This window comes from Streptomyces sp. CLCI03 (assembly GCF_053615355.1).
This window is the reverse complement of sequence record NZ_CM132132.1, coordinates 5,576,440-5,597,933: the sequence shown is the minus strand read 5'-3', so window position 1 is coordinate 5,597,933 and position 21,494 is coordinate 5,576,440. Positions and strand designations below refer to the sequence as shown.

Here is a 21,494-nt window from a genome sequence, read left to right as displayed (position 1 = left end):
GGTAAGGGGCGCCCGGCCCCTGCGCCCCCGAGCCCGCCGGTTACGGGCCGGTAGAGTGAGCCTGTCGTCCACACCTCTGTACGGGGGGAAGCCGGTGAAACTCCGGCGCTGACCCGCAACCGTGACCCACACCCGGCACCGCCCGGGCGGGGAGCCGGAATGCCCCGTACCCGAGGTGCGCGGCTCGTGCCGCCGGAGCCCCCGGCGGCCGGCACCGTCGAGGTAAACGGAGCCGGAGCCCGGTGCCTGTGCGTGCCTGCTGCCGGTTCCCCCGTACGAGAGGCACCCGCCCCCTGATGAACGTCCGCCGTAGCGCAGCCGCGCTCGCCGCCTCCGCCGTGCTCTGCGTGGGCGCCGCCCCCGCAGCCCTCGCCGACACCGCGCCGCCCGCCTCCCCCTCCGCGCCGCCGGTCATCCCCTCCGGCCTGTACGGCAAGACCGACCCCACCTACGACGGCGTGTGGCGGCAGTCCTTCGCGCTGCTCGGCCAGCACACGGTCGGCGTCGAGCCCGCCCGGGAGGCCGTGACCTGGCTGCTCGGCCAGCAGTGCTCGACCGGCGGCTTCGCCTCCTTCCGCGCGAACGTCGCCGTCGACTGCGACGCGAACACGATGTACGACACGAACGCCACCTCGGCGGCCGTGCAGGCGCTGAAGGCGCTCGGCGGCCACGACGCGGCCGTGCGCAAGAGCGTGGACTGGCTGAAGTCCGTCCAGAACGAGGACGGCGGCTGGAGCTACGTGCCCGGCTCCCCCAGCGACGCCAACTCCACCGCCGTGGTGATCAGCGCCCTGTCCGTGGCGGGCGAGAAGCCGGCCGAGGTCAGGTCGAAGGCGGGCAAGTCGGCCTTTGACGGCCTGCTGCCGTTCCAGCTGGGCTGCTCCGCCGAGCCGGCCGCCGACCGGGGCGCCTTCGCGTACCAGCCGGCCGACGGCAAGCTCGTCGCCAACGCCGACGCCACGGCCGCCGCGGCCCTGGCGGGCCTGGGCAAGGGCGCGGCCGTCGTCCCGTCCGCCGAGAACACCCCGGCCGCCCCGCTGGCCTGCCCGGCCGCGAACGCCGCCGACCCGGTGGCCGCCGCCCAGGGCGCGGCCGGCTACCTGGCCGAGGCCCTGAAGAAGGACGGCCACCTCATGGCCGTCACCCCGGGCTCGGACCAGCCCGTTCCCGACACCGGCAACACCGTCGACGCGGTACTGGCCCTGGCCGCCGCCGGACACAAGGAGTCGGCGGCGGGCGCGCTGAAGTGGCTGGAGACCAACTCCGCCGAGTGGGCCAAGGGCAGCCCGGCCGCCCTGGGCACCCTCGTCCTCGCCACGCACGCGACCGGCGCCGACCCGAAGTCCTTCGGCGGCACCGACCTCGTCGCCGCACTGAACGCGACCGGCCCGGCCCCGCAGGGCGCGGACACCGAGGCGACCGAGGTGGACGGCAAGAAGGAGAAGTCCTCCGGCGGCCAGAACGTGTGGTGGATCGTCGGCGCGGGCGCCGCGGCCGGTATCGGCATCGGCATCCTGCTGAGCGGCCGCCGGAAGAAGAACGGGTCCTGATGCGCCGCCGCCTGCCCGCCGTGGCCCTCGCTCTCGGGATCACCTTGGCCCTGCTGGCCGCCACCCCGGCGCTGGCGGCCGGCTACCGCTACTGGTCGTTCTGGGACGGCTCGGCGGGCGGCGGCTGGTCGTACGCCACCCAGGGGCCGTCGCTGGCACGCCCCGCGGACGGCTCCGTCCAGGGTTTCCGCTTCTCGGTGAGCAAGGACGCGGCGGCGCAGGCGGCCCAGCCCCGTGCGGCGGCCGACTTCGAGGCCGTCTGCGGGTCGACCGCCCCGACGGAGGGCAACAAGCGGGTGGCGCTCGTCATCGACTTCGGCGTCCCGCAGGACGCCCCGACGGGCGAGACCCCGCCCGATGCCGCCCCGCGCACGGCCTGCGCGCAGGTGGCCTCCGGGGCGACGACGGCCGAGGCGCTGGCCTCGGTCGCCAAGCCGCTGCGCTACAACAGCGCGGCGCTGCTGTGCGCGATCTCCGGCTATCCGAAGCAGGGGTGCGGCGATCAGGTCGCGGACGGCGCGGCGCAGTCCGCCGCCCCGACCCCGGCGCCGTCCGCCGCGCAGGATTCCGACGGGGGCCCGTCCGCGGGCCTGCTCGCGGGGATCGCCGCGGTGGCCGTGCTGGCCGCGGCCGGCATCTGGCAGTCCCGCCGCCGCACCCGATGACGGACCACGACACCGGGCCGGCGGCCGGCGCGCCCGCGGCCCGCCGGCCGAGCCGGCACACCGGGCACACCGGGCACACCGGGCACACCGGGCACTCCCCCACGGGGCACGCCCCCACCGGACCCGCACCCGACGGCGTGCCCCCGGCCCGGCGGAGGCCGGCCGGGGCGCAGGACGCCCCGCGCCGGTCGACGTACGAAAGGTGGCGGCCCCCGCAGGCCGTGCGCGCCACCGCCCTGCACGCGGGGGCCTGGTGGTTGTGGGCCCTGGGGCTGGCCACCGCCGCCTCCCGCACCACCAATCCGCTGCTGCTCGGGCTGATCATCGGCGTCGCCGGATATGTGGTCGCGGCCCGCCGCACCGACGCCCCTTGGGCCCGTTCCTACGGCGCCTTCCTCAAGCTCGGCCTGTTCGTCATCGGCCTGCGCCTGCTCTTCTCCATGCTCCTCGGCTCCCCCATCCCCGGCTCGCACCTCCTGTTCACCCTTCCGGAGGTCCCGCTCCCGGACTGGGCCCAGGGCATCCGGTTCGGCGGCCGCGTCACCGCCGAGCAGCTCGTCTTCGCCTTCTACGACGGCCTGAAGCTGGCCGCCCTCCTGGTGTGCGTCGGCGCGGCGAACGCCCTCGCGAATCCGGCGCGGCTGCTGAAGTCCCTCCCGGCCGCCCTGTACGAGGCCGGGGTCGCCGTCGTCGTCGCCATGACCTTCGCGCCGAACATGGTCGCCGACGTCGTCCGGCTGCGGACCGCCCGCCGCCTGCGCGGCCGCCCCACCGGCGGGGTGAAGGCGATCCTGCAGATCGGCCTGCCGGTCCTGGAGGGCGCTCTGGAACGCTCCGTCGCGATCGCCGCGTCGATGGACGCCCGCGGCTACGGCCGCACGGCCGAGGTCCCGCCGGCGGTCCGGCACACCACCAACGTCCTCACCCTCGGCGGCCTGCTCGGCATGTGCGCCGGCACGTACGGCCTGCTCGCCGCGCAGGGTGGTGCCTACGGGCTCCCCGTGCTCGGCGCCGGCGCGGCCCTGGCCGTCGCGGGCCTGCGCCTCGGCGGCCGCCGGTCGGTGCGGACCCGCTACCGGCCCGACCGCTGGGGTGCGCGGGCCTGGCTGGTCTCCGGATCGGGCGCGGCCGTCGCGGCGCTGCTGATCCACGCCGCTTCCGTCGACCCCGCCGCGTTGCACCCGGGCGTGGTCCCGCTGACGGCTCCCACGCTCCCGCTGTGGCCGGCGGCCGCGATCCTGATCGGCCTGCTGCCCGCCTTCGTGGCACCCGTACCGCCCGAGGAGGCGTCGCAGTGATCCGCTTCGAGCAGGTGTCGGTCACCTACGAGGACGCGTCCGGCCCCTGTCTGCAGGGCGTCGACCTGGTGATCCCCGAGGGGGAGCTGACGCTGTTGGTCGGTCCGTCGGGCGTCGGCAAGTCCACCCTGCTGGGGGCGGTCTCCGGATTGGTCCCGCACTTCACGGGCGGCACCCTGCGGGGCCGGGTCACGGTCGCCGGCCGGGACACCCGCACCCACAAGCCGCGGGAGCTCGCGGACGTGGTCGGCACGGTCGGCCAGGACCCGCTCGCGCACTTCGTGACGGACACGGTGGAGGACGAGCTCGCCTACGGCATGGAGTCCCTGGGCCTGCCACCTGCGGTGATGCGCCGTCGGGTGGAGGAGACCCTGGACCTGCTGGGCCTGAACGAGTTGCGCGACCGGCCGATCGCGACGCTGTCGGGCGGCCAGCAGCAGCGGGTCGCGATCGGCTCGGTCCTCACCCCGCACCCCAAGGTGCTGGTGCTCGACGAGCCGACGTCCGCGCTGGATCCGGCGGCTGCGGAGGAGGTCCTCGCGGTCCTCCAGCGCCTGGTGCACGACCTGGGCACGACCGTGCTGATGGCGGAGCACCGGCTGGAGCGGGTCGTCCAGTACGCCGACCAGGTCCTGCTCCTGCCCTCGCCGGGCGCGGCTCCGGTCATCGGCACCCCGGCGGAGATCATGGCCGTCTCCCCGGTCCACCCGCCGGTGGTCTCCCTGGGCCGCCTCGCGGGCTGGTCCCCGCTCCCCCTGTCGATCCGCGACGCCCGCCGCCGCGCCGCGCCGCTGCTGGCCCGGCTCGCCACTTCCCAGGGCTCCGATCTTCCAGCCTCGCCGGCGTTTGAGGCGCGGGGCGCGGGGCGGAGCCCCGATCTTCCAGCCCCGCCGGCGTTTGAGGCGCGGGGGTCCGGGGGCGGAGCCCCCGTCGCCGGAGCCCCCGGGCTGCTCGCGCGCCTGCTCCGCCGCGGCAAGCCGGCCCGGCCACCGCCCTCGCCACAGCCACCGGCACGGGCACCGGCTCGGCCCCGGCCGCGGTCCGCGACCTCGGCGTCCGCCGCGGCCGCGTCCAGGCCCTGCACGGCATCACCCTCACCGTGGCCCCCGGCGAGACCATCGCCCTCATGGGCCGCAACGGCGCCGGCAAGTCCACCCTCCTGTCCACGCTCGTCGGTACGGTCGCCCCCACCACCGGCGAGGTGACCGTCGGCGGGCGCATCCCCCACCGCACGGCACCGCCCGAGATGGTGCGGCGCGTCGGCCTCGTCCCGCAGGAACCCCGCGACCTCCTCTACGCCGACACCGTCGCCGCCGAGTGCGCCGCCGCCGACTCCGACGCCGGCGCCCGCCCCGGCACCTGCCGGGACCTCGTGTCCGCGTTGCTTCCGGACGTCCCCGACGACATCCACCCGCGCGATCTCTCCGAGGGCCAGCGCCTGGCCCTCGCCCTGGCGCTGGTCCTCACCGGCCGTCCCGCCCTGCTGCTCCTCGACGAACCCACCCGCGGCCTGGACTACGCCGCCAAGGTCCGCCTGATCGAGATCCTGCGCGGGCTGGCCGCCGAGGGCCACGCCATCGTCCTGGCCACCCATGACGTGGAGCTGGCGGCCGAGCTGGCCCACCGCGTGGTGATCCTGGCGGGTGGGGAGGTCGTCGCGGACGGTCCGACCGCCGAGGTCGTCGTCTCCTCTCCCGCCTTCGCCCCGCAGGTCGCGAAGGTCCTGGCCCCGGCCCCCTGGCTCACGGTGCGCCAGGTCGCCGAGGCGCTCGACGCGGCGGAGGCGGCCCGGTGAACAGACCCACGCACCCCGTACGCCGCACCCGCTCCACCCGCCCCACGCGCCCTGTCCGTATCGGTCCCCGCGCCGCCGTCGCCCTGGTCCTCGTCACCCTCATCGGCATCGCCGCCTTCGGCTGGCCGCTGCTCGCCGACCGCCAGTCGGGCCTCGCCCACTCGCAGGACGCCCCCTGGCTCTTCGCCGCGCTGCTTCCGCTGCTGGTGGCGGTGGTCGTCGCGACCATCGCCGACAACGGCATGGACGCGAAGGCGGTGGCGATGCTCGGTGTCCTCGCCGCCGTGGGGGCGGCGCTGAGACCGCTGGGCGCGGGTACGGCCGGGCTGGAGCCGATGTTCTTCCTGCTGGTGCTGAGCGGGCGCGTGCTCGGTCCCGGCTTCGGCTTCGTCCTGGGCTCGGTGACGATGTTCGCCTCCGCCCTGCTGACGGGCGGGGTCGGGCCGTGGATGCCGTTCCAGATGCTGGCGATGGGCTGGTTCGCGCTGGGGGCCGGGCTGCTGCCGGGCGCGGAGCGGATCCGGGGCCGGGCGGAGCTGCTGATGCTGGCGGCGTACGGCTGCGTGGGCGCGTTCGCGTACGGCACGATCATGAATCTGCAGGGCTGGGTGCTGCTGCAGGGCATGGGGCAGGGCATCTCCTTCCATCCGGGGGAGCCGGTGACCGCGAACCTGGCGCGGTTCGCCGCGTACTGCCTGGCGACCTCGATGGGCTGGGACCTGGGCCGGGCCGTGCTGACGGTCGTACTGACCCTCACGCTCGGGGCGACCTTGCTGAAGGCGCTGCGCCGGGCGACCCGTAAAGCCGCCTTCGACGCCCCCGTCGCCTTCGCTCCAGGGACGGGAGCGGAGCCCGAACCGGCCCTCGAAAGGGGTACGAACGGGAGCGGAGGGTGACATTCGGGCCCTCCCCCGGTGACACGCCCCATAGGGCCCAGGTCACATACGAGGGCGGCTAGTAGGCCTCCGGCCCGGCCCGCCGCCGGGGTGCGGGGCCCACGGCCGGCCCCTTGCTGCGAGGAGCGCTAGTAGGAGCGACCTTTGCCAGGCCGTCGGGGCGTCTGTAGAACTGGATGAGTCGCAAGGCGGCAGGGGTACTTCAGGTACTTCACCGCCGCCGACGAACCCCTCTCCTTTGCGTGAGTGGCTCACGCGTGTCTTCGACATGCGTGCGACCGCCCTTGTCCCCGTCGGAAGGTTTCCTCCGTGCCCAACACCGTCATCCGCCGCATCGCCGCTTCCAAGAAGGCCCTCGCGGGCACCGTCGTCGCCCTCGGTGTCGCCGGTTCCATGCTCGCCACGGTTCCCGCCCAGGCGGCCCCGACGAGCGCCAAGGCGATCGCGCAGCAGATGATCAAGGACCCGGCCCAGTTCGCCGCCTTCGACAAGATCATCTCGCACGAGAGCGGCTGGAACCACACCGCGACGAACCCGTCCTCCGGCGCGTACGGCCTGGCCCAGGCCCTCCCGGCCTCGAAGATGGCCTCCGCCGGCGCGGACTGGAAGACCAACCCCGCCACCCAGATCAAGTGGGGCCTGGACTACATGAACGACCGCTACGGCAGCCCCGTCGGCGCCTGGAACTTCTGGTCCGCCAACCACTGGTACTGAGCCGGCAGGCACCACGCGGCACGCGGCACGCAGCACGCAGCACGCAGCACGCAGACGTACGAAGGCCCCGGTGGCCGGCCTCCCCAGGTCCGGCCGCCGGGGCCTTCTGCATCCCATCCCACGGGACTCAGGGGCGCCTCACAGGCGCTGGATGATCGTGCCGGTCGCCAGCGCGCCTCCCGCGCACATGGTGATCAGCGCGAACTCCTTGTCACGGCGCTCCAGCTCGTGCAGCGCCGTGGTGATCAGCCGGGCGCCGGTGGCGCCGACGGGGTGGCCGAGCGCGATCCCTCCGCCGTTGACGTTGACCTTCTCCAGGTCCTGGTCGAAGACCTGCGCCCAGGACAGGACCACGGAGGCGAAGGCCTCGTTGATCTCGACGAGGTCGATGTCCCGCAGTGACATCCCCGCCTTGCCGAGCACGGCCCGCGTCGCGTCGATGGGCCCGTCCAGGTGGTAGTGGGGGTCGGCGCCGACGAGGGTCTGGGCGACGATCCGGGCGCGCGGCTTGAGCTTGAGGGCGCGGGCCATCTTGCGCGAGGCCCACATCACCGCGGCGGCGCCGTCGGATATCTGCGAGGAGTTCCCGGCGGTGTGCACGGCGGTGGGCATGACCGGCTTGAGCCGGGCCAGCGCCTCCATGCTGGTGTCGCGCAGGCCCTCGTCCCGGTCGACCAGGCGCCACATGCCCTGCCCGGCGGCCTGCTCCTCCTCGGTGGTCGGCACCTGCACGGCGAAGGTCTCGCGCTTGAACCGCTCCTCGGCCCAGGCGGCCGCGGCCCGCTCCTGGGAGAGGAGTCCGAGCCGGTCGACGTCCTCGCGGGACAGGCCCCGGTGGCGGGCGATCCGCTCGGCGGCCTCGAACTGGTTGGGGAGGTCGACGTTCCACTCGTCCGGGAAGGGCTTCCCGGGGCCGTGCTTGGATCCGGACCCGAGCGGCACACGGCTCATGGCCTCGACGCCGCAGGCGATGCCGATGTCCATGACCCCGCCGGAGATCATGTTGGCGACCATGTGGTTGGCCTGCTGCGAGCTGCCGCACTGACAGTCCACCGTCGTCGCGGCGGTCTCGTACGGGAGCCCCATGGCGAGCCAGGCGTTGCGGGCCGGATTCATCGACTGCTCGCCGGCGTGCGTCACGGTGCCGCCGACGATCTGTTCCACGCAGTCGGGCTGGATTCCGGTACGGGCCAGCAGCTCGCGGTAGGTCTCACCGAGCAGGTAGGCGGGATGGAGGTTGGCGAGAGCGCCCCCGCGCTTACCGATGGGGGTGCGTACGGCTTCGACAATGACGGGTTCCGCGGCCATGAGCTCGTCCTCTCCTGCACTGCGTCAGCACGGCGGGCCGTCCCGGCGCCCCGCCCCGAACTAGTACGCGTTCTAGTTCTCCCCGCAGTCTTATGACCTGAGGCCCCGGCACGCAAGGGTCTTGCACGCGCCCTGCACGGATTCCACACGCAACAGTTGGCGCCGCGACCCTTGTCACTTCTAGAACTCGTTATTACCTTCAAGCCAACTTCTGATGGTCCGTCAGACTTTGGAGTTGCCCGATGTCCTGCCCCGCACTGCCCGAAGGCTTCGACGCCACCGACCCAGACCTGCTCCAAAGCCGCGTCCCCTTCCCGGAGTTCGCGCAGCTGCGGCAGACCGCACCCGTGTGGTGGTGCCCGCAGCGGCGGGGCGTCACCGGCTTCGACGACGAGGGCTACTGGGCAGTGACCCGGCACGCGGACGTCAAGTACGTCTCCACGCACCCGGAACTGTTCTCCTCGACGACCAACACCGCGATCATCCGATTCAACGAGCACATCCAGCGTGATGCGATAGATGCCCAGCGCCTGATCATGCTGAACATGGATCCGCCGGAACACACGCGCGTACGCCAGATCGTGCAGCGCGGCTTCACCCCGCGGGCCATCCGCGGCCTGGAGGAAGCCCTGCGCGACCGCGCCCGGAAGATCGTCGAGGAGGCCGCGGCCACGGCCGCCGACGGCAGCTTCGACTTCGTGACGCAGGTGGCGTGCGAGCTCCCGCTGCAGGCCATCGCCGAGCTGATCGGCGTACCGCAGAAGGACCGCGCGAAGATCTTCGACTGGTCGAACAAGATGATCGCCTACGACGACCCGGAGTACGCGATCACCGAGGAGGTCGGCTCCAACGCGGCCATGGAGCTCATCGGTTACGCGATGAACCTCTCCGCGCAGCGCAAGGAGTGTCCGGCCAAGGACATCGTCACGCAGCTGGTGGCCGCCGAGGGCCAGGGCAACCTAGGCTCCGACGAGTTCGGCTTCTTCGTCCTGCTGCTGGCGGTCGCGGGCAACGAGACCACGCGCAACGCCATCAGCCACGGCATGCACGCCTTCCTCACCCACCCCGAGCAGTGGGAGCTGTACAAGGCGACGCGGCCGTCGACCGCCGCCGAGGAGATCGTGCGCTGGGCCACCCCGGTGGTGTCCTTCCAGCGCACCGCCACCCAGGACACCGAGCTGGGCGGCCAGAAGATCAAGGCGGGCGACCGGGTGGGGATGTTCTACTCCTCCGCCAACCACGACCCCGAGGTCTTCACCGACCCGGACGTCTTCGACATCACCCGCGACCCCAACCCCCACCTGGGCTTCGGCGGCGGCGGGCCGCACTTCTGCCTCGGCAAGTCCCTCGCCGTGATGGAGATCGACCTGATCTTCAACGCCCTGGCCGACGCCCTCCCGAACCTCCACCTCACGGACGCTCCCCCACGCCGCCTCCGCGCGGCCTGGCTCAACGGCATCAAGGAACTCCGCGTCACCCACTCCCCCCACCCCAACCCCACCGGCGCCTGAGACACCCCTTCAGCCCCGCCGGCGCTTGAGGCGCTCTCTCAGCCCCGCCGTCGTTTGAGGCGCGGGGGTAGGGGGCGGCGCCCCCGGCAACGGCGCCGCACCCGTTCGAGTGGCGGCCCGGCCCGAACGGAGTGATCCTCACAAGCAGCGGCGATCCAGCCGAAGGGGCGCCGGGGCAGCGTATGCCCCGGCGCCCCTTCGGCCTCCCCGCCCCGCCCCGGCCCGGCCAAGGCCAACGACACCGCCACCGCCACCGCCCGGCCAGGGCTACGGCCCGGCCAGGGCTACGGCTGGGACGGCCGCCCCGCAACCGCGTCGTACACCCGCACCCGCACCCGCCGCTGCCACCCCTCCCTCTCCTCCCGTACCCGCGCCCGCCGTTCCTTCCGCCCGCCGGCGGATACCGCGCCCGCGCCCACGGTGACCCCGGCCGGGCCAGCCGCACCGCCCCCACCAGCGCGAAGACCGGTACGAGGATCCCCAGCAGCCCGGTGAACATCTTCCCCTTGGCCAGCGTCACCAGCACGAAGCCCGCGTTCACGGCGACCACCACCATGTACGTCCAGGCGGAGGCCCTCGCTCCGCCCTCCGAGGCGTCGTCGACGCCGAAGGGCGACGCCCCCAGCAACAGCAGCCCGCACGCCGCCGCCCCGACCACCACCGCGTCCACGGAGAGCCGGCCCTCCTCGGACCAGTACACGTCCTTCAGGTGCAGGATCAGCGCGAACTCGTCGAGCACCAGCGCCGTCCCGATGCCGAAGACCGCCGCGTCGATCTCGGCCCACGGAGGCTTGTTCCCGGTCGGGGAGGCCAGCCCCAACCCACCCACGATCATCAGGACCACGCCGAACACCACGTGGTGGATGTGCAGTCCGCCCGGCGTGACGTTCTTCGGCCACCAGGAGACCTGCGCCCGGATCAACCGCACGCTGATCCGGATGAAGAGGAACGCGCCGAGGAAGCCCAGCAGCAGGCAGAGCAGCGGCTGCTTGCCCGGCTCGACGATCTGACGCTGGTACCAGTCGCCCACGTGTCAGCCCGCCCGCGTCCGGGCACGCCCGTCGGGTCCGCCCCCGTACGCGCCTCCCGTCGGCCGCATCGGCTTCGCAGTCATGACCCGATGCTGGCACCGCCCCGGCCGGCGCGCCCGGCGGAAGGAACCGGGCCCGGCACCGGGACCGGCACCGGGCCCTTGACCGGCCGCGGCGCGCCGCTACGAGGAGGCCCGCGCCCCGGCCCGCAGCTTCATCTCCCCCTCGCTCGACTCCGCCCCCGCGCCCTGCCGCTGCTCGGGCAGGTTCACCTGCAGCCCCCGCGGCCCGGACAACACGTACACGAGCCCGAAGCCGGCGGACACGACCACGGCCCCGCCCACGGCGTCCAGCACCCAGTGGTTGGCGGTGGCCACGATCGCGCACACCGTGATCAGCGGGTGCAGCGCCCCGAGCAGCTTCTGCCAGCCCTTGGGCGCCAGCACCACGATCACGATCCCGCACCACAGCGACCAGCCGAAGTGCAGCGAGGGCATCGCCGCGTACTGGTTGGAGATCGCGGTCATGGCCCCGTACGAGGGGTTCGCCAGGTCCTGCGGCCCGTGCACGGTGTCGATGAAGTCGAGGCCCGGCATCAGGCGCGGCGGCGCGAGCGGGTAGAGCCAGAAACCGACGAGCGCCAGGACGGTGGCCAGGCCCAGGGAGGCCCGGGCCCAGCGGTAGTCGCCGGGGCGCCGCCAGTACAGGACCGCCAGGATCGTCAGCGGGACGACGAAGTGGAAGGAGGTGTAGTAGAAGTTGAAGAACGCCTCCAGCCAGGGCGTGTTCACCACGGCGTGGTTCACGGCGTGCTCGATGTCGATGCCGAGCGCCTTCTCGATGCCGTGGATCTGGCCGCCGTTGCCCTCGGCGAGGCTGCGGCTGGTGGGCGCGGCGGCCCGGATGTGCGAGTAGAGCGAGTAGCCGACCCGTATCAGCAGGAGTTCCAGCAGCAGGTTCGGGCGGGACAGCACGCGCCGCCAGAACGGCAGCAGCGGAACCCGCGCCCAGCGGGCCACCGCGGGCTGCCCGTGGTCGGTGGGTACGGGCTCGCGCCAGTACGCCGACGAGCGGTGCAGGAACGGTACCGCGCAGGCCGCGGCCACGGCGGTGAGCAGCGGCACGTTGTCGCGTACGGGGGCCAGCGCGGCCAGGTTCGGCAGCAGCATCGTGCTCGGCAGGGTCATGGCGAGGACCACGGCCACCGGCCACACGCGCCGGTCGGCGGCCCGCTCGCCCACCTTGCCGGCGACGGCGAGGAGCACCCAGAGCAGCTGGTGGCGCCAGCCGGTCGGGGACACGGCGACGGCCACGCAGCCGGTGACGGCGACGGCGAGCAGCAGCTGGCCGTCGCGGGCGTAGCGGACCGCGCGGCGCAGGCCGATCCAGACGATGGCGGCCGCGAGGGCGCCGTAGAGCAGGATCTCGGCGGGTCCGGTCAGGCCGAGGCGCAGCAGCGCGCCGTGCACGGACTGGTTGGCGAGGCCGGCGGGGGCGCCGCCGATGCCGGTACCGGCCAGGTGCTCGACCCAGTACGTCCACGAGTCGCGCGGCATGGCCGCCCAGGACAGCGCGGTGGCTCCGGCGAAGGTCACGGCGGCGGTGCGCGCGGTGGGGCGGCGTCCGGTCAGCCACAGCAGCGGGGCGAACAGCAGCAGTGCGGGCTGGAGCGCGGCGGCGAGGCCGACGAGGAAGCCGGCGGGCCGCTCTCCCGGGACACGGAACACGGCGAGCAGCACCAGCAGCACGGGCAGGACGGCGGTCCCGCCGGGCGAGGCGGCCTCGCGGACGGGCAGCGAGACCATCATCAGCGCCGTGAGCACGGGCGCTGCGAGGAGCGCGGTGCGCCGCGGCACCGGGTCGGGCAGGCCGCGGGCGGCGACGAGACCGATGACGGCGACGCACAGCAGCGTCACGCAGGTCCAGGCGACCTCCAGCGACGGGGCGGCGAGGCCGACCAGCGGCTTGAGGACGAGCCCGGCGAAGGGGGTGCCGGAGAACTGGCCGGTGTCGTAGACCGATCCGGGCAGGCCGCCGGGGAGGTGGAAGCCGCTCAGCCACTCGCCCGGTGGCATCCGCAGCACGACGACGGCCTGTCTGACGGCGAGAGCACCGGCCAGCGCCCACAGGAGGAGCCGGGCCGCCCCGAGCCTGCCGTGATCGCCTATGACTCCGGCATGTCCGTTCGCACCGCTGTGCTCTGCCGCGTTAGCCACGCCTCGCCGGCCTCCCGCCATGTTGACCGCAACCCTGACTTCGCCTGGCTGCCGCGCTCCATTACCCGCACGACGATATCCCCCACGGGACGCGTCGGACGGCCCTCACGGGCATCGCGCGGAAGGACGGGCCCGCCGACCCGCGCGGCCCGTTCCTCGCCCCGGGCATCCGGGGCGAGCCGGGGACCCGACGGGGACCCGACGGGCTCTCCGGGTGCGGACACCGGACTTCATGGCGAAGCTGAGGTGGACAGGCATTCCGTGGAGAGGACGGCTCATGTCCATGCTTGACAAGCTCAAGGACCTCATCAAGGGACACCCTGACCAGGCCCGCCAAGGCGTCGAGAAGGCCGGGGACGCCTTCGACGCGAAGACCGGTAACAAGTACCAGAGCCAGGTCGACACGGCGCAGCAGAAGCTCAACGAGCAGATCGGCAAGGAGCCGCCCGCGCCTGGGCAGACCCGTCCGCCGCAGCCCTGAATCGGGCTTCCGGACCGGTGGGGCGCAAGGACCACGCCCGGGGGACCGCACCACGGTGCGGTCCCCCGGGCGGATGTGCGGGCTGATGTAGGAAACTGCACGCATGTCGTCGAGGCCGGGCATACCGCCCGGCCCGCGTTCCATGAGAGGTGTCCTGTGCCCAGCGTCGTAAAGATCAACGCACTGACGGTTCCCGCCGAGCAGCGGGAGATCCTGGAGAAGCGCTTCGCCTCCCGGGCCGGGGCGGTGGAGAGCTCGGACGGCTTCGAATGGTTCGAGCTGCTGCGCCCCGTGGAGGGCACGGACCAGTACCTCGTCTACACGCGCTGGCGTTCGGAGGAGGACTTCCAGGCGTGGATGGAGGGCCCGATGAAGGCCGCCCACCAGGGCGGCGGTGAGGGTGGCGGCGAGCGGCCGAAGCCGGCGGCTTCCGCGTCCACGGTGTGGTCGTTCGAGGTCGTGCAGCAGGCGGCGCCGAAGCAGGCCTGACGCGATTCGGGCCCGGGTCGGGGCCCGGCCCGGGTGTCGGACCGGGCCCCGAACCGGGCCCGTGGCGCGCCGGCCCCGACCTCACGAGGGGGCGGCTCAGCTCCAGAAGGTGTCTTCCTCGTCGATGTCCGCGGTGCACTGGTCGATATCGGTGATCTTGTTGCCGATGATCGTGAAGAAGAGCCCCTGGCGGATCTCGATGCCGCGGTCACCGCGGTCGGCGCGCACCGTGTGGAAACTCATCACGTGCCCGCGCCCGTCCGCCAACACCGATTCCAGATCCACCTGGAAGGTGCCGTCCGTCTCCGTGCCGAGGCGACGGAAGAGGTCCAGGACGTTCTCCCGCCCCTTGTGGTGCCCGGACAACGGGTTGCTGCCCGGCACGTGGTGGATGACGTCGGCCGTCAGCAACGTGCTCATCGTCTCCATGTCGCCCTTGCCGAAGGCCTCGTAGCCGCGGCGGACCAGGGCACAGTCGGGATGCTCTGACATGGCGTTCCCACCCTCCGGGGTACGCAGGGAATGTCCTTTTTCCTATCATCGGCCCGGCCTTGTGGATATTCCACGCGGGAGATCCCCCGCCCACTCCACAATGACGCCATGACCACTCACAGCGAACACCTCACCCCCACCCTGTCGTGGACCGTGACCCCCGAATCGTTCACCACCCGGGACGCCACCGCCCTGCGCCGCGCGTACTACGCCGAGGTCGCCGGCCGGTACTGGAAACGGCAGGTCACCGAGACCGAGATCGACCAAGGGCTGCTGGACTTCCCGGACGACGGGCTCGTCCCGCCGACGGGGCAGTTCGTCGTCGGCAGACTCGACGGCGAGCCCCTGGCGTGCGGCGGCATCCGGCTGCTCGACCCCCTGACCGCCGAGCTCACCAAGGTGTACGTGGACCGGCGCGCCCGCGGCACCGGCGGCGGGGCGGCTCTGCTGCAGGCCCTGGAAACGCAGGCCCGAGCGCTCGGCGCCGAGCGGGTCCGCCTGGACACCCGGTCCGACCTCGTCGAGGCCCGGACGTTGTACGCGCGCCACGGGTATGCGGAAATACCGGCCTACAACTCCGGCCCGTACGCGGAGCACTGGTTCGAGAAGCACCTGGCCTAGCGGACGGCTAGGGAGCGGCGTGGTCCCGCCGCGGCAAGGTGTCGTAGGGCTCCTCGGCATCGGACCCGCACAACTCCGCGTTGATCTGCTTCACCAACTTCACCAGGTCGGTCGGACGGTCCGGGCCCCACCAATCGCCGAGCAGCTCGGCGAGCGACTCCTCCCGGGCCTGCGCCAGCTTCGCGGCGCTCACACGCCCCTGGTCCGTCAGGACCAACGGCAGCCCGTCCCGGACGGCGAGCCCGCGCTCCTCGATCTGGCGCGCGGCGTCCGTGACGACCTTCAACGGCACATTGGTGCGCTCGGCGAGCATCGCGGGCTCCACGGAGCCGTACCTCTTGATCCGCAGCAGCAGCCAGCTGGAGGCGGGCAGCAGGTCGTAGCCCGCCTTCTCGGTGATCTTCTCGTAGACGTGCCGGCGGCCCTCACGGGTACCGAGGACCGACAGCGCACGGGCGACCTCGTCGTGGGAGGAGCGTTGGACGGGGTTGGAGGCCAAGGTCTCCGTCACGTCGGGGGCCGTGACCGAGCCGCGGAGCTTGTCCTCCTTCAGGAACCAGGCGATCACGAAGGCGATCAGCACGATCGGCACCGCGTAGAGGAACACGTCGGTGATCGCGGTGGCGTAGGCGTCGAGCACCCGGGGTTGCAGATCGGCGGGAAGCGCGGCGATGGCCCGCGGGTCCGCCTCCAGCTGCGCGACGCTCGCACCGGCCGGCAGCGTGGCGCCCGCGAGGGAGGCGGCCAGCTTGTCGTCGAGCTGATAGGTGAAGACCGTGCCGAAGATGGCGACGCCGAAGGAGGCGCCGATGGAGCGGAAGAAGGTGGCACCGGAGGTGGCGACACCGAGGTCGGCGTAGCTGACCGCGTTCTGCACCACCAGGACGAGCACCTGCATGACCAGACCGAGTCCGGCACCGAAGACGAAGAAGTAGACGCTCATCTCCCAGGTGGAGCTGGTGCGGTGCAACTGGTGCAGGAGGAGCAGACCGAGCGCGGTCACCGCCGTGCCCGCGATCGGGAAGACCTTCCAGCGCCCGGTCCGACTGACGATCTGCCCGGAGACGGTGGAGGTGAGCAGCATGCCGATCACCATCGGCAGCATGTGGACGCCCGACATGGTCGGTGAGACGCCTTGGACGACCTGGAGGAAGGTCGGCAGGTAGACCATCGCGCCGAACATCGCGAAGCCGACGACGAAGCTGATCGCCGAACAGAGGGTGAAGGTGCGGATACGGAACAGACCGAGCGGCAGGACGGGTTCGGCGGCCCTGCGCTCCACGACGAGGAAGCAGGCGAGCAGGAAGGCACCGAGGACGGCGATGCCGATGATCCGGGCCGAGCCCCAGCCCCAGGTACCGCCGAGGGAGGCGATGAGCACGAGACAGGTGGCGACGCAAGCGATGAGGAAGGTGCCGAGGTAGTCGATGGTGTGCTTCGAGGAGCGCGCCGGGATGTGCAGGACGGCGGCGATGACGACGAGCGCGACGAGACCGATGGGGAGATTGATGTAGAAGACCCAGCGCCACGACAGGTTGTCCACGAACAGGCCGCCCAGGAGCGGGCCGAGGACGCTGGTCGCACCGAAGACACCACCGAAGAGGCCCTGGTACTTGCCTCGTTCGCGCGGCGGGACGATGTCTCCGACGATCGCCATCGACAGCACGATCAGCCCTCCGCCGCCCAGGCCCTGCAAGGCGCGGAAGCCGATGAGCTGGGGCATGTCCTGGGCGATCCCGCACAGTGCCGACCCGATGAGGAAGAGGACGATGGCGTACTGGAAGAGCTTCTTGCGTCCGTACTGGTCGCCGAGCTTGCCCCACAGGGGGGTGGCGGCGGTGGAGGCGAGCATGTAGGCGGTGACGACCCAGGACAGGTGCGCCATGCCACCGAGGTCGCTGACGATGGTCGGCAGGGCGGTGGAGACGATGGTCTGGTCGAGCGCGGCGATCAGCAGGCCCAGCAGCAGTGCTCCGATGGAGACGAGTACCTCGCGGGAGGCGTGCTCGGTGGCGGGGCCGGTCTTGTCCGGGTCGGGAACGGGGCCCGGGCCCTTCGCGGTCACATCCTGAGCCATCGATACCTCCTCAGGCCGGATCAACATCTCCATCCTGAGCGGTGTGTCCGGTTATGGCCTCTCGGACGGTTGGGAGGGCTCCTGCGGGTCTGCATAATCGCAGGCAATAGCCAGGGAGGGAGTCCAGTGAGCCGTCAGCACTGTCCAGAATGCGGCGCCGCCGGCGCAGGCTGCGGGTGCGTGCCGGGTGTGGGTTTCAACCCTTTGCGCATCCGCCCGTACGTGACGTTGCCCGACCCCGGCGAGCCGGACGCCCCGGTGTCCCCGCAGCAGGTGTCCGGCGTGGTGACCCCGGACCCGCATCCGGCGCCCGTACCGGCGCGGGACGACACACCGGCGTACGGGATACCCGTGCCTCCGCAGGCCGGGCCGTGGCCCGCGGAGCCCGCCGGGCCCGCCTACGCACGCAACCGGGACGAGACGGTCCAGCTCCGGACGATCCCGGCAGCGGGCCACACGTACGACAGCGAAACGGGAGGGGGTGGGGGCGGGGGCGGGGGCCCGGAGAAGCGGACCGGCCCGGCCGCCCGAAAGCCGCTCGCGCTGCTGATCGGCGCCGCGGCGGCGGTCGCCCTCAGCGGGACGGCCGTGGCGGTGTGGGCGCTCCCGAGTTCCCCCAAGAGCGACAACACGCTGCTGGAGGCGAAGGCCTCGACGCCCGTGACGAGCGCCGCCCCGGCCGCGCCCTCCGCGAGCCCGTCCCCGACCAAGGGCAGCCCGTCCCGCTCGGCCTCCCCGTCGCCGAGCGCCTCGAAGTCGGCGTCCCCGTCCCCGTCGCCGTCCGCGTCCCGTACCTCGGCGCCCCCGTCCCCCAGCCCGTCGCCGAGCGCGAGCCGTTCCACCGCCCCGCCGCCCGCGCAGGCACCGACCCTGCGCCGCGGGGACTCGGGTGCGGAGGTGGAGAAGCTCCAGCGGCTGCTGGCGGCGCAGGGCCTGTACCGGGGCCGGATCAACGGCCGCTTCGACTGGCGGGTGGAAGAAGCTGTGTCGGAGTTCCAGTACGACAAGGGCATCGACGATCAGGAGTGGGGCTTCTACGGGCCGGTGACCCGCAAGGCTCTGGAGGGATGAGCGTCACATGTCCGTCGGTGGCGCGGACCGCCCTTTGTTTTGTATCGTGAGGGAACAAAGTGGTTCCGTCCTCATTCCCTGACCGGTGGACGGAACCACTTGTTCTCTTTCCCGCCCCGTCTGGAGCCCCGCCGATGCCGGCCAGCACCACCACCGCACCCGTCGCCCTCACCGCCAAGGCCCTGCTCCTGGACATGGACGGCACGATCGTCAACTCCGACGCGGTGGTCGAACGCTGCTGGCGCGAATGGGCGGTCTCCCACGGGCTGGACCCACAGGCGGCCATGAAGATCGTCCACGGTCGCCAGGGCTACGCCACCATGGCGGTACTGCTGCCGGACCGCCCCATGGAGCTCAACCACGCCGAGAACGCGGTGATGCTGGCCCGCGAGACGGCCGACACCGACGGCGTGGTCCCGGTCGCGGGCGCCCCGGAGTTCATGGCGGCGCTCGACGGCCTGCCGCACGCCCTGGTCACCTCCGCGGACACCGCCCTCGCCACGGCCCGGATGACGGCCGCCGCCCTACCCATGCCCGAGATACGCGTCACGGCCGAGTCCGTCCAGGCCAGCAAGCCCGACCCCGAGGGCTTCCTCATGGGCGCCGCCGCACTGGGCGTGGACCCTGCCGACTGCATCGTCTTCGAGGACTCGGCCGCAGGCATCACCGCGGGCCGGGCGGCGGGCATGCGCGTGATCGGCGTAGGCCCCCGCGCAGCCGCCCACGCCCCGACCGCCCACGTCCCGGACCTGACGGCACTCCAGGTCACGACCACCCCGGACGGCTCGATCACCATCACGCTCCACCCGGAAGCCTGACCCCGAACGGAAGCCGAAAGGCCCGGGAGCCGACCGGACAGCACCGTGACGCTGGGCGGCGGCTCCGAAGAGCGGGGCCCACTCGACCGGCATCAGGGTGGGGTATGGGGGTTTCCCGTCAGTCCCATCGTCCCTCCGGGTCGGGCCGGTCCCTCAAGGGCGCTCCTTCGTCGCGTCACTGCGTGATGGCCTGCGGCCACCCTTGACCGACCGTCCCGCCCCGGAGAAACGAAAGACTGCCGAGAAGCCCCCAAAAGAACGAGCCGGTCCAAGGCACGAGGGGCGCGGTGGTCGGAGATGCCCGACCCGATCCCCGTGGGCACGGCCCCGAGACGGCGCCCGCCGAAGGCCCACCGGGGGTGACGGGCGCGCCCGATCGCTACGCGCTCCTGACGTCTCAGCGTCCGACGACCGCCTTGGGCTGGACATAGGCCGCCCACCACCCCGCACCTTCCCCCTCACCGCGTCCGACGGCTGTTTGTCGCCGGGCACAGGCCGCCCATAACCCGTAAGCGCTTCTCGTGGGAGGCGTCCGGAGGCTGTCGGGGGTGAAAAGGCACGGGAACGCGGCCATGTCGTGGTGGATTGGGGTCAGTGGAGGTGAGCGGCCGAAAGGGCCGACAGTTTGCCTCAATTGCCCCTGTTCGGGCATGGGTTTGTGGTGTCGCCGTCGCGCTGACCTGGATCCACGACGGATCAGCCGCGCTGTCGGCCGTCCACTCCTCCCAGCTCGCCTCGTCAGCCCCTGACGGCCGGTGGTCGCGGTGATGGAGAGGCGCGTGGCGATCTGAGGCGGCCTGTGCCCGCCACAGCCGGTCGTCGGACGCATATCGAGGAACGAACCGATGTCGTGGGCGGCTTATCTCCCACCCCAGGCGGTCGTCGGACGCAGGTCGAGGGTCGGGGCGTGGCAGTGGGCGGCCTATGTCCGGCCCAGGACGGGCTGGAGACGCTGAGAGGTGGGGAGCGTGTAGCGATCGGGCGCGCTTCCCCCGAACCCGGCCGGCTTCCTGTGGGCCTCGCCTCGGGGCCGTGCCCACCCGGATCTCCCTGAGGGGCTGTGATCTCCCCGTCCCTGAAAGCTTCGACCGGCTCGTTCTTTTGGGGGCTTCTCGGCAGTCTTTCGTTTCTCCGGGGCGGGACGGTCGGTCAAGGGTGGCCGCAGGCCATCGCGAAGCGACGCGACGAAGGAGCGCCCTTGAGGGACCGGCCCGACCCGGAGGGACGATGGGACTGACGGGAAACCCCCATACCCCACCCTGATGCCGCCCGAGTGGAACCCGCCCCCCGAAGCCCCCGCCCCACCACCCGACTCCGTCCGCCGGTCCGCCCGCCCCGCTTCCGCTGCCCGCAGGTCGTTGCCCCAGGTCCCGTCCCGCCTCTACTGCCCCACTCGCCCGTCGATGCGTTCGCGCAGGAAGTCCGCGTGGCCGTTGTGGCGGGCGTACTCCTCGATCATGTGGACCAGGACCTCGCGGAGTTCCATGGGCCCGTCGTCATGTCCGCCCCTACCTGTGACGTCCAGGTCGGGTGCCTCCGCCACGAGTTGTTCAGCGAAGGAGACCTCGGCGCGCCAGGTGGCCCACGCGTCCGCGACCACGGCCGGGTCCGCCACCGCGCCGGTGAAATCCCCCGCACGGTCCTCCTCCGAGCGGTAGTGCCGACGTATCTCCTGGCCTGCCATGACCTGCCGGAACCAGTACTGCTCGACGCCTGCGAGGTGGCGTACGAGACCCAGTAGCGACAGGTTGGACGGTTCCACCGAGCGGCGCGCCAGGGCATCCGCGTCGAGGCCCGCGCACTTGAGTTCCAGCGTCAGGCGCTGGTCGCGCAGGTAGCCGGCGAGTACGGCGCGCTCGCCCTGGAATCCGCCGTCGGTCCGGGTGTCCTCGTCGGGGTGGACGAACATGTTGGACCAGCCGAACTGCCGGTCCTCGGCGGACACAGCCGTCGTCACCGGCGCCGGCGCGGGCGCCGGCTCCGCCCGAGGCGCGGGCTCGATGAAGGGGCTGATGGAGGGGCGGACTGAAGGGCGGGCGGAGGATGCGGTGTCGGTCACGCGCATGAGCCTGACCTGTACGTTCTCCGCCCGCAAGGAAATATCCGCCTCACCCGCCCCGGCCACGACCGTCAGCTCAGCCCGCGATCGCCTCGTACAGCGAGAACGCGGCGTGAGCCGCACCGGGCCCCGGTCCTGCACCTGCACCTGCACCTGCACCTGCCCGATCCCGACCCGCCCAGACCCGCTCCGGCCTGCCCAGACCCGCTCCGGCCTGCCCAGAGCCGCTCCGACCTGCCCTGACCTGCCCTGACCTGGCCCGACCTGCCCCCGGCCCACCCTTGCCCGTCCTGGCCTGCCTGGACCCGGGCCGCCCCCGTCGCGTCGCGCCGGGAACCTCCCCGACCGCTCCTGGATCCCTCCTGAACCGCCTCCGGGGTCCCCTTCGACCCCTCCCGCGAT

The 21,494-nt window shown here is 72.6% G+C and carries 17 protein-coding genes, 1 pseudogene and 1 riboswitch; of the genes and pseudogenes, 12 read left to right on the top strand and 6 right to left on the bottom strand.

Annotated features, from left to right (window positions below):
- The first annotated feature begins 86 nt into the window (after positions 1-86).
- Positions 87-156, top strand: a riboswitch (cobalamin riboswitch).
- Positions 157-296: 140 nt separating this feature from the next.
- From ACWG52_RS25845 to ACWG52_RS25820, 6 genes and pseudogenes are all read left to right on the top strand, one after another.
- The gene (locus ACWG52_RS25845) at positions 297-1,550 is read left to right on the top strand and encodes a prenyltransferase/squalene oxidase repeat-containing protein (protein WP_389816578.1); all 1,254 of its coding nucleotides are present in this window, start codon (positions 297-299) and stop codon (positions 1,548-1,550) included.
- Complete coding sequence (locus ACWG52_RS25840) at positions 1,550-2,215, top strand: SCO2322 family protein (protein ID WP_389816580.1); 666 nt, start codon at positions 1,550-1,552, stop codon at positions 2,213-2,215. The genes ACWG52_RS25845 and ACWG52_RS25840 overlap by 1 nt, the downstream gene beginning before the upstream one ends.
- Positions 2,212-3,513 carry an energy-coupling factor transporter transmembrane component T gene (locus tag ACWG52_RS25835; protein WP_389816583.1) on the top strand — a complete coding sequence of 434 codons (1,302 nt, stop codon included), beginning with the start codon at positions 2,212-2,214 and terminating at the stop codon, positions 3,511-3,513. The genes ACWG52_RS25840 and ACWG52_RS25835 overlap by 4 nt, the downstream gene beginning before the upstream one ends.
- Positions 3,510-5,296: pseudogene (locus ACWG52_RS25830) on the top strand (ABC transporter ATP-binding protein); the annotation flags it as partial. The gene ACWG52_RS25835 and the pseudogene ACWG52_RS25830, both read left to right, overlap by 4 nt.
- Before the next feature lie 8 nt (positions 5,297-5,304).
- Entirely contained in the window at positions 5,305-6,204 is a 900-nt protein-coding gene (locus ACWG52_RS25825; protein WP_389816589.1) for an ECF transporter S component, read from the top strand.
- Between the two features lie 309 nt (positions 6,205-6,513).
- Positions 6,514-6,918, top strand: coding sequence for an aggregation-promoting factor C-terminal-like domain-containing protein (locus tag ACWG52_RS25820; protein WP_453126071.1), 405 nt, complete (start codon positions 6,514-6,516; stop codon positions 6,916-6,918).
- A 138-nt stretch (positions 6,919-7,056) separates the two neighbouring features.
- Here the strand turns inward: ACWG52_RS25820 and ACWG52_RS25815 are convergent, their stop codons facing one another.
- Entirely contained in the window at positions 7,057-8,226 is a 1,170-nt protein-coding gene (locus ACWG52_RS25815) for a steroid 3-ketoacyl-CoA thiolase (RefSeq protein WP_030390693.1), read from the bottom strand.
- Between the two features lie 242 nt (positions 8,227-8,468).
- Between ACWG52_RS25815 and ACWG52_RS25810 the strand changes: the two genes are divergently transcribed.
- Entirely contained in the window at positions 8,469-9,737 is a 1,269-nt protein-coding gene (locus ACWG52_RS25810; protein ID WP_389816596.1) for a cytochrome P450, read from the top strand.
- On the opposite strand, the gene ACWG52_RS25805 is transcribed toward ACWG52_RS25810, so the two are convergent.
- Together ACWG52_RS25805 and ACWG52_RS25800 are read right to left on the bottom strand one after the other, a co-directional pair.
- Positions 9,700-10,767: a hypothetical protein gene (locus ACWG52_RS25805; RefSeq protein WP_453126068.1), complete on the bottom strand. Its 1,068-nt coding sequence runs from the start codon at positions 10,765-10,767 to the stop codon at positions 9,700-9,702. The two genes, ACWG52_RS25810 and ACWG52_RS25805, sit on opposite strands and share 38 nt — an antisense overlap.
- Before the next feature lie 183 nt (positions 10,768-10,950).
- Positions 10,951-12,984 (bottom strand): bifunctional glycosyltransferase 87/phosphatase PAP2 family protein, encoded by a 2,034-nt coding sequence (locus tag ACWG52_RS25800; RefSeq protein ID WP_453126066.1) that lies wholly within the window; start codon positions 12,982-12,984, stop codon positions 10,951-10,953.
- 277 nt (positions 12,985-13,261) lie between these two features.
- Here ACWG52_RS25800 and ACWG52_RS25795 point away from each other — a divergent pair, with 277 nt between their 5' ends.
- Complete coding sequence (locus ACWG52_RS25795; protein WP_030757755.1) at positions 13,262-13,465, top strand: antitoxin; 204 nt, start codon at positions 13,262-13,264, stop codon at positions 13,463-13,465.
- Between the two features lie 156 nt (positions 13,466-13,621).
- Entirely contained in the window at positions 13,622-13,954 is a 333-nt protein-coding gene (locus tag ACWG52_RS25790; RefSeq protein ID WP_030715302.1) for an antibiotic biosynthesis monooxygenase family protein, read from the top strand.
- Between the two features lie 96 nt (positions 13,955-14,050).
- Here ACWG52_RS25790 and ACWG52_RS25785 read toward each other — a convergent pair whose 3' ends face one another.
- Positions 14,051-14,446: a nuclear transport factor 2 family protein gene (locus ACWG52_RS25785; protein ID WP_390166941.1), complete on the bottom strand. Its 396-nt coding sequence runs from the start codon at positions 14,444-14,446 to the stop codon at positions 14,051-14,053.
- Positions 14,447-14,554: 108 nt separating this feature from the next.
- Between ACWG52_RS25785 and ACWG52_RS25780 the strand changes: the two genes are divergently transcribed.
- On the top strand, positions 14,555-15,067 hold the full coding sequence (locus ACWG52_RS25780) for a GNAT family N-acetyltransferase (RefSeq protein ID WP_389816609.1): 513 nt from the start codon (positions 14,555-14,557) through the stop codon (positions 15,065-15,067).
- A 7-nt stretch (positions 15,068-15,074) separates the two neighbouring features.
- Here ACWG52_RS25780 and ACWG52_RS25775 read toward each other — a convergent pair whose 3' ends face one another.
- The gene (locus tag ACWG52_RS25775) at positions 15,075-17,144 is read right to left on the bottom strand and encodes a DHA2 family efflux MFS transporter permease subunit (protein ID WP_453126064.1); all 2,070 of its coding nucleotides are present in this window, start codon (positions 17,142-17,144) and stop codon (positions 15,075-15,077) included.
- A 222-nt stretch (positions 17,145-17,366) separates the two neighbouring features.
- On the opposite strand from ACWG52_RS25775, the gene ACWG52_RS25770 reads away from it, so the two are divergent.
- Together ACWG52_RS25770 and ACWG52_RS25765 are read left to right on the top strand one after the other, a co-directional pair.
- A complete protein-coding gene (locus tag ACWG52_RS25770) occupies positions 17,367-18,215 on the top strand; it encodes a peptidoglycan-binding domain-containing protein (RefSeq protein ID WP_453126062.1) in 849 nt (282 codons plus the stop codon).
- A gap of 134 nt (positions 18,216-18,349) precedes the next feature.
- Positions 18,350-19,033 carry an HAD-IA family hydrolase gene (locus ACWG52_RS25765; RefSeq protein ID WP_161292714.1) on the top strand — a complete coding sequence of 228 codons (684 nt, stop codon included), beginning with the start codon at positions 18,350-18,352 and terminating at the stop codon, positions 19,031-19,033.
- A gap of 1,381 nt (positions 19,034-20,414) precedes the next feature.
- On the opposite strand, the gene ACWG52_RS25760 is transcribed toward ACWG52_RS25765, so the two are convergent.
- Complete coding sequence (locus ACWG52_RS25760; protein ID WP_389816759.1) at positions 20,415-20,942, bottom strand: DinB family protein; 528 nt, start codon at positions 20,940-20,942, stop codon at positions 20,415-20,417.
- Positions 20,943-21,494: the final 552 nt, after the last annotated feature.

Bases quoted from the DNA above. Each gene is read 5' to 3' on its own strand.
- ACWG52_RS25795 (WP_030757755.1), top strand. From the start codon at position 13,262: ATGTCCATGCTTGACAAGCTCAAGGACCTCATCAAGGGACACCCTGAC.
- ACWG52_RS25760 (WP_389816759.1), bottom strand. From the start codon at position 20,942: ATGTTCGTCCACCCCGACGAGGACACCCGGACCGACGGCGGATTCCAG.
- ACWG52_RS25835 (WP_389816583.1), top strand. From the start codon at position 2,212: ATGACGGACCACGACACCGGGCCGGCGGCCGGCGCGCCCGCGGCCCGC.
- ACWG52_RS25775 (WP_453126064.1), bottom strand. From the start codon at position 17,144: ATGGCTCAGGATGTGACCGCGAAGGGCCCGGGCCCCGTTCCCGACCCG.
- ACWG52_RS25845 (WP_389816578.1), top strand. From the start codon at position 297: ATGAACGTCCGCCGTAGCGCAGCCGCGCTCGCCGCCTCCGCCGTGCTC.
- ACWG52_RS25810 (WP_389816596.1), top strand. From the start codon at position 8,469: ATGTCCTGCCCCGCACTGCCCGAAGGCTTCGACGCCACCGACCCAGAC.
- ACWG52_RS25840 (WP_389816580.1), top strand. From the start codon at position 1,550: ATGCGCCGCCGCCTGCCCGCCGTGGCCCTCGCTCTCGGGATCACCTTG.
- ACWG52_RS25765 (WP_161292714.1), top strand. From the start codon at position 18,350: ATGCCGGCCAGCACCACCACCGCACCCGTCGCCCTCACCGCCAAGGCC.
- ACWG52_RS25785 (WP_390166941.1), bottom strand. From the start codon at position 14,446: ATGTCAGAGCATCCCGACTGTGCCCTGGTCCGCCGCGGCTACGAGGCC.
- ACWG52_RS25815 (WP_030390693.1), bottom strand. From the start codon at position 8,226: ATGGCCGCGGAACCCGTCATTGTCGAAGCCGTACGCACCCCCATCGGT.
- ACWG52_RS25780 (WP_389816609.1), top strand. From the start codon at position 14,555: ATGACCACTCACAGCGAACACCTCACCCCCACCCTGTCGTGGACCGTG.